This is a genomic window from Streptomyces sp. NPDC059248, assembly GCF_042753905.1.
Classification (GTDB): Bacteria; Actinomycetota; Actinomycetes; order Streptomycetales; family Streptomycetaceae; genus Streptomyces.
The window spans coordinates 1-9,663 of the sequence record NZ_JBHYZV010000141.1; the positions used below are offsets into that span (position 1 = coordinate 1).

The following is a 9,663-nucleotide window of genomic DNA, read 5'->3' on the forward strand; positions in this document are numbered from 1 at the left end:
ATTTTTGTCTTGGTGGGGGGGTTTTTTTTTTTTGTATTCGCGCCCGGGGGGGGGGGGGGCGGGGCCCCCCCCCCCCGGCCCCCCGCGCACCGCCCGAATCAGGTCCGGTCCGTCAATTCGCCCGTGATGAACTCGGCGAGATCGTCGAGACTCTGCCCGCCGAGCATCCGCGCCAGCGGCACGGTGACGTCGTACTCCCGCTGCACCTCGCTCCGCACCTCCGTCGCCATCAGGGAGTCGAGCCCCTGACGGCTCAGCGGTTTACGGGTGTTCAGCCGCTGCGCGGGCAGCGCCAGCACCTTGGAGACCCGTTCGGTCAGGAACGCGTGCAGCGCCTCCGGGCCGGCGGTTCCCGAGCCCCGGGCGGTGTCCGCGACCGGAACGGGTGCGGGTGCGGGTGCGGCTGCGGGAGCCGGGGCGGCCGGCGCCGGGACCGACGGCGCGGCGATCAGAGCCACGGCCGGCGGGGGAGCGGCCACCGGTACGGACACCGGAGCGGCGACCGGCACGACCGTTACCGGGGGAGCGGCTGCCGGAGGAGCGGCCACCGGCTCGACCGGGACCGCCGGACCCCCGCCGCCCAGGACCTCCGTCAGCAGGGCGTCCCGCGCCGCGTCCGGATAGGCGGCGCCCCAGCGCGCCCAGTCCGCGGCGATCACCGACACCTGGCCCGTGCCGTCGGCCAGCAGCCGCTCCAGCAGCCCGATGCCCTCCTCGGGGGTGAAGCTCTCCATGCCGTGCGGCGCGAGATCGCGCCCGTGCTCCTCCGCGTAGCGGGCCACCATCCCCACGGTCGACCAGAACCCCCAGTTGACCGAGAGCGCCGGAAGTCCCAGGGTGCGGCGGTGGTGCGCCAGCGCGTCGAGGGCGGCGTTGGCGGCGGCGTAACCGCCGAGCCGCGGCGACCCGAGGACCGACGACGCCGAGGAGAACAGGGCGAAGAACTCCAGCGGCGCGCCGTCCAGGACCCGGTGCAGCGTCCACGCGCCGGTCACCTTGGGCCGGACCATCGCGTCGAACGCCTCGGGCGTCAGATCGGCCGCCGACACCAGGTCGATGACCCCCGCCGCGTGCAGCACCCCGCGCACGGGCGGCCCGCCGTCCTCCGTGTGCCGCCGCAGCACCGCCCGTACCGCGGCCTCGTCGGCGACGTCCACGGCGTGGTACGCCACCCGGGCCCCGGTCCGGCCCAGCGCGGCGAGCACACCGGCGCGGCCACCGAGCGGACTGCGCCCGAGCAGCACCAGGTCACGGGCGCCGCGGTCGACCAGCCATTCGGCCAGCCGCACCCCGATCCCGCCGAGCCCGCCCGTGATCAGATACGTCCCCTCCGAAGCCCGCCACCGAGCGGCGTCGGGACGGGCGGGCGCGGGCACCGAGGCTTCGGCGCCGCCGGTGCCCGCGACATCCCCGGCGGCCGTGACACCCTCCGCGGCCGGGTCGAGCCGGACCAGCACCTTGCCCACCTGCCGGGCCCGCGCCATCAGCCGGAACGCCGACTCGACGTCCGCCGCGTCGAAGACCTCGTACGGCAGCGGCTCGATCGCCCGGCCGTCCACGAGTTCGAGCACCCGGTCGAGAAGGAGCCCCGCCCGGCCGGGCCGGTTGCGGAGCATGTCCACCAGATCCATCGAATGGAAGGCCAGGTTCCGGGCGAAGGGCTCCAGACCGATCGGACTGTTCCCGATCAGATCCCGCTTGCTCAGCTCGATATAGCGGCCGTACGGCGCCATCAGCGACAGATTCCCCGGGATCGCTTCGCCCGCCAGGGAGTTGAGGACGACGTCCATACCCTCGCCGCGCGTCGCGTCCCGGAACTCCGCCACGAACTCCGTCGACCGCGAGTCCGCGACATGCCGCACCCCGAGCGTCTTGAGCAGCGCCCGCTTCTGCGGACTGCCCGCCGTCGCGTAGATCTCCGCGCCCCGCCAGCGCGCCAGCTGCACCGCGGCCAGCCCCACACCCCCGGTCGCGGCATGGATCAGCACCCGCTCACCGGGCGCGAGCCGGCCCAGCTCGCACAGCCCGTAATACGCGGTCAGATACGCGGCCGGAAGCGTCAGCGCCTCCTCGGCCGTCAGCCGGGACGGCACCCGTGCCACCAGCCGGGCGTCGGCGACCACCCGGCCCGCGAGCGCGCCCTCGGCCAGCGCCACCACCTCGTCGCCGACCCGCACCCCTGCCGCGCCCGGCCCCAGACCGGTCACCACGCCCGCGCACTCCCAGCCGAGCCTGGCCCCCGCCTCAAGACCCGGATACGCCCCCATGGCGGTGAGCACATCCCGGTAGTTGAGCGCCGTGTGCGTCACCCGGATCTCCACCTCGCCCGGACCCGCCGGCCGCCCCTCCACCGCTACCGGGCCCAGCCCGCCGAGCAGTCCGGCGGTACGGTTGCGGATCTCGTACCGGCCCCCCGCCGGCGCGGCCGTACCCGACCCCGGTTCCGGCCCCGCCCCGTCCGGCGCCCGCCGTACCAGCCGCGGCATCCGCCGGGCCCCGTTCCGGAACGCCACCTGGCTCTCCCGGCCCCCGGCGGCGAGCAGTTCGGCCGCGAGCAGGGCCGCCTCCGCGTCCCCCGCGCCCGCCGGAAGGTCCACCAGGACGCACCCCCACTGCGGATACTCCTGAATCAGCGCCCGGCCGAACCCCCAGAGCATCGCCTGCCCCACCGACACCGGACCCGGGGCGTCCGGTATGTACTGCGCCCCCTCCGTTACCAGGCACAGCCGCCCGAAGCGTCCGCCCGCCCCGTCCAGCGCCTGCACCAGCCGCAGCACACTGTGACCGCCCAGCCGCTGCGCCGCCGCCACCGCCGCCGCCGGATCCCCGGCCGCGCCGGGATCGCCGACACCGCGCGACCACAGATGGACGACGCCCTCGCATCCCTCGTCACCGACGTCCGCGAGCAGCCTGCGGTAGTCGTCCGCCGAACCCGGGTCGATCCGGTACCGGTCGGGCCCCGTCCGCTCGTACGCCTCACCCGCCTCGACCAGCACCGTACGGCCGCCCAGCCGCCCCGCGAACGCCTTCGTCCACCGGCCCGCGTCCGCGAACAGCAGCCGGAAACCCGGCCGCGGCCCGGCGGCGACCGCCGGCGGCGCCGGGCGCCAGACGACCTCGTGCAGCCAGCCGCCGGTGTCCCGGGCCGGGGACCGCGGGATCAGGAACCGCAGCGCCACCCCCTCCAACTCGGCGACGAGCGCCCCGTCGTCGTCCCGGATCTCCACCGTCCCCACCACCGCGTCCGGCCGGACCTCGGTACGGACCGCGTGGCTCCACACCGGACCGGCCGGCCGCCGGTGCAGCCGTACCCGCCCGATCCCGCCGAGGACGAAGGCGTCGTGCTCGCTCCCCCCGTCGAAGCCTTCCGCGGCCGCGGCCAGCGTATGACCGCAGGCGTCCAGCAGCGCCGGATGGAAGAACTGACGGGCGTCCGCCGCGTCGACCGACGACGGCGCCACGATCCGTGCCAGCGCCTCGCCGTCCCGCCGCCACAGCGCCGCCACGCCCTGGAAGGCCCCCAGCCACTGGTTCCCCTTCTCGGCGAACCGCCGGTAGAACTCCTCCCCGGACAGCTCGTCGCACCGCGCCCGGACCGCGTCCCGGGACTCCCCGGCCGCGCTCTCCGCGGGCCCGGCCGCGTCCCCGGTCAGCAGACGGCCGCTCACCTTCCGCGAGAACTCCGCCTCGTCCCCGTACCGGGCGCCCACCTCGAACGACCACACCCCGGGCGAACCGCCGGGCTCCAGCACCACCCGCACCACCGGCGGAGTCTCGCCCGGCGGCAGATAGATCGCCCGGTGGTACGTGACGTCCTCCAGTACGGGCACCGCGCCGAACGCCGCCGCCCCGGCCGCCGCCACCAGCTCGACGTACGCCGTCCCCGGCACGATCACCACCCCCTGCACCTGGTGGTCGGCGATATACGCGTTGGCCGTCAGATCGAAGGACCCCTCCCACACATGTCCCGCACCCGGCACCCGCGACCCCAGCAGCGGATGCCCCGCCCCGGCCGCGGCGGCCAAAGCCGGTACCGGTGCCGGCTCCGTGTCCGGGAACCAGTACCGCTGCCGCTCCCACGCCGGACCCGGCAGCCGGACGGCGGGCGGCACCGGCGCGAACAGCCGCCCGAAGTCCACCGGATGCCCGCTCAGGTGGACCGAGGCCAGCGCGTCCAGCAGCGCGGCCGTCTCCGGCTCGTTGCGCCGGGTCGACCCCACCACCGGACCTGCGCCGCGCGCCCGGTCGGCGTACTCCCGCATCGCGGGCACCAGGATCGGATGCGGGCTGATCTCCACCAGCACCGTCCGCCCCCGCTCCAGCAGCGACTCGATCACCGGCCCGAACCGGACCGGCAGCCGCAGATTCCGGCTCCAGTACTCCGCGTCGAGCGCCGTGCCGTCGACGGGCGCCGCCTCCACCGTGGAGTACATCGCCACCTCGCCCGACCGGGGGGCGATCGACTCCAGCGCCGCCAGCAGCGGCTCCCGCAACGGCTCCACCTGCGGCCCGTGCGACGCGAAGTCCACCTGCACCAGCCGGCAGAACACCCCCCGCTTCTGGAGGGCGACCAGGATCTCCCGCATAGCGTCCCCGTCCCCCGACAGGATCGTCGACGACGGGCCGTTGATCGCGGCCACACAGACCCGGCCGTCGTACGGGGCCAGTTCGCGCTCCGCCTCCTCGGCGCCCAGCTCCACCGACGCCATCGCCCCGCCCCGGCCCGCCACCCGCTTCGCCAGCGCGCTGCGACGGCAGATCACCGCCGCCCCGTCGGCGACGCTCAGCGACCCGGCGACCACCGCGGCCGCCACCTCGCCCATGCTGTGCCCGACGACCACATCCGGCTCGACACCCCACGACCGCCACACCGAGGCCAGCGCCACCTCCATCGCCCAGAGCGTGGGCTGGACGACGTCGACACCCTCCAGCGGCCCCTCCCCGTCCGTCAGCCGTTCCAGGACCGACCAGCCGGTCTCCGCCCGGATCGCCGCGTCGCACTCCTCCAGGGCCCGCCGGAACGACGGTTCGGTCCGCAGCAGCTCACGGCCCATCCCCACCCACTGCGACCCCTGCCCGGGGAAGACGAAGACGATCCGCGCCCGCTCCTCGTACACATCGTCCGCCGACCGCAGCCACGGCGCCGGCTCCCCGGCCAGGAACGCGTCGATCCCGTCCACCATCTCCCGGTGCGACGAGCCCACCAGCGTCAGCCGGCTCTCCCGGTGATCGCGGCGTACGGCCGCCGACGCGCACACGTCCCGCAGCCGCGGCGTGCCCCCCGCCCCGTCCTTCAGCAGGAACTCCCGGTACTCCCCGGCCACCCGGCGCAGCGTCCCGGGCAGATGCGACGAGAGCGTCAGCAACTCCGGACGCTCCACCTCCGGCGGACCCGCGGCGACCGGGTCCTCCACGTCCTTCCCGGCGGGCTGGTGCGCTGCGAGGACCAGATGCACATTGGTCCCCGAGATCCCGAACGAGCTGACGCCCGCGATCCGGGGCCCCGCGCCCGGCGTCCACTCCTGCGGACGCTGCGGCACCCGCAGCGGCACCGCCGACCAGTCGACGGCCGACGTCAGCTCGGCGCTGTGCAGACTGGGCGGTACGACACCCCGCTCCAGCACCAGCACCGTCTTGATGAGCCCGGCGATCCCCGCCGCGCCCTCGGAGTGACCGATGTTCGACTTGGCCGACCCCACGAGCAGCGGCCGGTCCGCCGGGCGCCCCTCGCCGAGCACGGCCGACAGCGCCCGCAACTCCACCGGATCACCCACCGGCGTCCCGGTCCCGTGGGCCTCCACATAGCCCACGTCGGCCGGATCCACCCCGGCGTCGGCGTAGGCGGCCCGCAAGGTCTCCCGCTGTCCCGACTCCGCCGGGGCCATCAGGGCGTCACCGGACCGCCCGTCGTTGACGGCGGCCGACCCCAGGATCACGGCACGGACGGCGTCGCCGTCCGCCAGCGCGTTCCGCAACGGCTTCAGGACGACGACACCCACCCCGTCGCTGCGGACGAACCCGTCGGCCGACGCGGCGGCGAACTTGCACCGCCCCCCGGGCGACAGCATCCGCCCGTCCGAGAACGTGATGCTCTCCTCCGGGGCGAGCACCAGATTCACCCCGCCCACCAGCGCCACCGTCGACTCGCCCGTGCGCAGACTCCGGCACGCCATATGCACCGCCGTCAGCGACGACGAACAGGCCGTGTCGACGGTCAGGCTCGGCCCGCGCAGATCGAAGGCGTACGACAGCCGCCCCGACAGCATGCTGGGCGCGGTCCCCGCGTTGGCGTACACGTCGAGCACGCCCCGGCGGCTCATCGACTCCCAGTAGTTGCGCCCCATCGACCCGATGAACACCCCCGTCCGGCCCGCCGTCAGCCGCTCCCGGGTCAACCCGGCGTCCTCCGCTGCCTCGGCCACCGTCTGGAGCAGCAGCCGCTGCTGGGGGTCCATGTGCTGGGCCTCCCGCGGCGCCACACCGAAGAAGTCGGCGTCGAAGGCGTCGATCCCGTCGAGGAAGCCCCCGTACCGGCTGATGATCCGGCCCGGGGTGCCGGGCCGCGGATCGTAGAAGGCGTCGATGTCGAACCGTTCGGCGGGCACCTCGGTGATGCAGTCGTCCCCTGCGTACAGCCGCGACCAGAACTCCGCCGCGTCAGGAGCGCCCGGAAAGGCGCAGGCCAGACCCACGACGGCGATCGCGCGGTCCGGATCCACCACCCCGGCCGGGGCCGCGCCCCGGCCCGCGGCCGCCGCCTTCGGGTCCTTACGGCTCTTGCGGTTCGTCGACCTCGTCATCGTCCTCGTCCCCTTCTCGATATCCCGTACATGCCGTTCGTGTTGTCGGTCCCGGCCCGCCCGGCCGTCGGACCCGCCGGTCAGATGGCCCACGACGCGGCGGCGCTCATCGTCAGGACGGCGCTGCTGACCACGAAGCCGGGGGCGGCGCCCGCCAGCAGGACGTGGTCCCCGGGGGCGAGCTGCCCCGTCGTCACCAGATGCTCGAGGGCGACCACATGGTCGCTGGCCGCGAGATGGCCGACCGTACGGCCGAAGTCCCAGGTGGACTTCTCCTCCGGCAGACCGAGCGGGTCGAGGAAGAACTGCCCGACGAGGTACTGGCCCTGGTTGACGTAGATCGCCCGCGCGATGTCGCCGACCCCGATGCCCGCCTCTTCCAGGGACCGGTGGACGACCTCGGCCTGCCGTCGTGCGATCAGCTCGTTGACCTCGGCGAGCGGCTTGTGCGTCCGCCCGAAGTGCCGGGCGCGGGCCACCATGTCGATGGTCTCCCGGCCGTGCGGGTCGAACAGCGGCTCGGCGCCCCGGTGCAGGCCCTCCAGCTCCGGGATCACCGACTGGTTCACGGACCGCAGCCGGGCGATACCGCCGTCCCGGCCCAGGACCAGGGCGCCGGCCGCGTCCCCGATCACGGTCCCGGGGCCGTAGCCCTGCCAGCGGTCGCCCTTCGGGGACGCGAAGTTGTCGGCCGTCGTCAGCAGGGCCGTACGGCTCCCGGGATCCGCGGCGAACTGGCCCGCGGCCAGCTCGATCGCGGCCAGCATGCCGTTGCAGCCCTGGCGCACCTCGAACACGGAGGCGTCGCCGCAACCCAGCTCGCGCAGGATGTACCCGCCCGGATACCACATCTCCGGACCCTGCCGTAGGACACAGGAATGGATCAGGAAGTCGACCTCGTCCGCTTCCCTCCCCGCCCGCTTCAGGGCCTCCCGCGCCGCCGAAACCGCCATGTCCACGGGCGGTGTGTCCCCGGCGACGAGGGTGCCCGTGACCCCCGAGTCCAGCATCAGCGTCTCGTTGTAGAGGCCGAGATCGACGGCGCGCCGGCTGCTCATCCGCTCCGGCAGATAGCTGCCGAGTCCGGTGAGATGGATGTCCTGAGGCCGCATACGACTCCCTCGTGTGTTCCGGCTGGTGAGGTCACGGGCGATGTGACAGATGACGGGCGATGACGGAGCCGATGTCCCGCAGGGTCTCCGGCCTGGTCATGCTCAGGTGGTCGCAGGCGACCGGGTGCTCCTCGACGGTGCCGCCGACGTACGGCCGCCAGGACTCGTGGCCCGGCGCGTCGGCGTCCCGGCCCTCGGTCGCGGTGAAGAACAGGACGTCGCCGTCGTACGTCCCGGGCTCGTACGCGTCCATCAGGCGCAGGTTGTTGGCGGCGATCCCGACGAGGGCCCGGATCCCGTCCTCGTCGAGCTGGGCGGAGACGCTGTTCTCCGCGCGGACGAGACCGAGGAGCCCGGTGGGATCCGCGGCGTCCCCGGGGTCCCCGTCGGTGGGGCCCTCACCGCGGCCGAGCCCCGCGTGCTCCAGCAGCAGACCGACCGGATCCCGGTCGTCCTCGTCCCGGCCGGCGAACGGCGATACGGGAGAGGAGTCCAGCATCGCGAGCAGCCGGACCTCCTGGCCCGCCGCGCGCAGCCGCGCGGCCATGGCGTGCGCCACCACGCCCCCGAAGGACCAGCCCAGCAGATGGTAGGGGCCCTCGGGCTGGACCGCGCGCAGGGCGTCGACGTAGTCCGCGGCCATCTCGTCGATCGTCGCCGGGAGCGGTTCGCCGCCCGCCGCGCCCCGGGCCTGGAGACCGTAGAGGGGCCGGTCGGGTTCGAGACCGCCGAGCAGGGCCGCGTAGCACCAGCTCAGACCGCCGGTCGGATGGACGCAGAACACCGGGGGCCGGTCGCCGTGCGACCGCAGGGCCAGCAGGGTGCCGAGCGCCTCGCCGCCGGACTCGTCCGTGTCGAGCCTGCGGGCGAGCGCGGCGACCGTCGGATGGTCGAAAAGGGTCTTGATGGTGTGCTGGACGCCGAATACGGCCCTGATCCGGCTGATGAGCCGGGTGGCGAGCAGGGAGTGGCCGCCGAGCTGGAAGAAGTCGTCGTCGATCCCGATCCGGGGCAGCCCCAGGGTGTCCGCGAACAGCTCCGCCAGAGTGTTCTCGTACGGGGTGCGGGGCGCCCGGCCCGTGACCCGGCCGCCGAAGTCGGGCGCGGGCAGCGCCCGGCGGTCCACCTTGCCGTTGGGGGTACGGGGCAGGGCGTCGAGGACGACGAACGCGGTGGGGACCATATGGTCCGGGAGCGTCTTCCGGAGGTGGACGCGGATCTCGTCGGTATCGGGGACGGTGCCGGGAGCCGCGACGAGATACGCGACCAGGTGCGTGCTTCCGCCGTCGGTGTCGGTATGGGTGTGCGCGACGGCCTGGGTGATACCGGGGTCTCCGGCGAGTGCCGTCTCGATCTCGCCGAGTTCGATGCGTAGTCCGCGGATTTTGACTTGGTGGTCGCTTCGGTCGAGGTAGTCGAGGTTGCCGTTGGTGGTCCAGCGGGCGAGGTCGCCGGTGCGGTACATGCGGGTGCCGGGTGGTCCGTAGGGGTCGGCGACGAAGCGTTCGGCGGTGAGTCCGGGTCGGTGGAGATAGCCGCGGGCCAGGCCGATTCCGGAGATGTAGATCTCGCCGGTGATACCGGGTGGTACGGGGCGCAGCGCGCTGTCGAGCAGCCGAATACAGGTGTTGTGGTTGGGGGTGCCGATGGTGATGGGTTGGTGGGGGGTGAGGGGTGTGGTGAGGGTGGCGCAGGCGGTGGTTTCGGTGGGGCCGTAGGCGTTGTGGAGGGTGTGGTGGGGGGTGTGTTGG

Annotated in this window: 3 protein-coding genes; all 3 read right to left on the minus strand. The window is 74.0% G+C overall.

Annotation, left to right across the window (positions count from 1 at the left end):
• Positions 1-98 precede the first annotated feature (98 nt).
• A complete protein-coding gene (locus ACFXG1_RS32430) occupies positions 99-6,800 on the minus strand; it encodes an SDR family NAD(P)-dependent oxidoreductase (protein WP_384745764.1) in 6,702 nt (2,233 codons plus the stop codon).
• A gap of 80 nt (positions 6,801-6,880) precedes the next feature.
• Positions 6,881-7,912: a ketoacyl-ACP synthase III family protein gene (locus tag ACFXG1_RS32435; RefSeq protein ID WP_384717399.1), complete on the minus strand. Its 1,032-nt coding sequence runs from the start codon at positions 7,910-7,912 to the stop codon at positions 6,881-6,883.
• Between the two features lie 31 nt (positions 7,913-7,943).
• A partial coding sequence (locus tag ACFXG1_RS32440; protein ID WP_384745766.1) for an alpha/beta fold hydrolase occupies positions 7,944-9,663 on the minus strand: 1,720 nt, incomplete at its 5' end.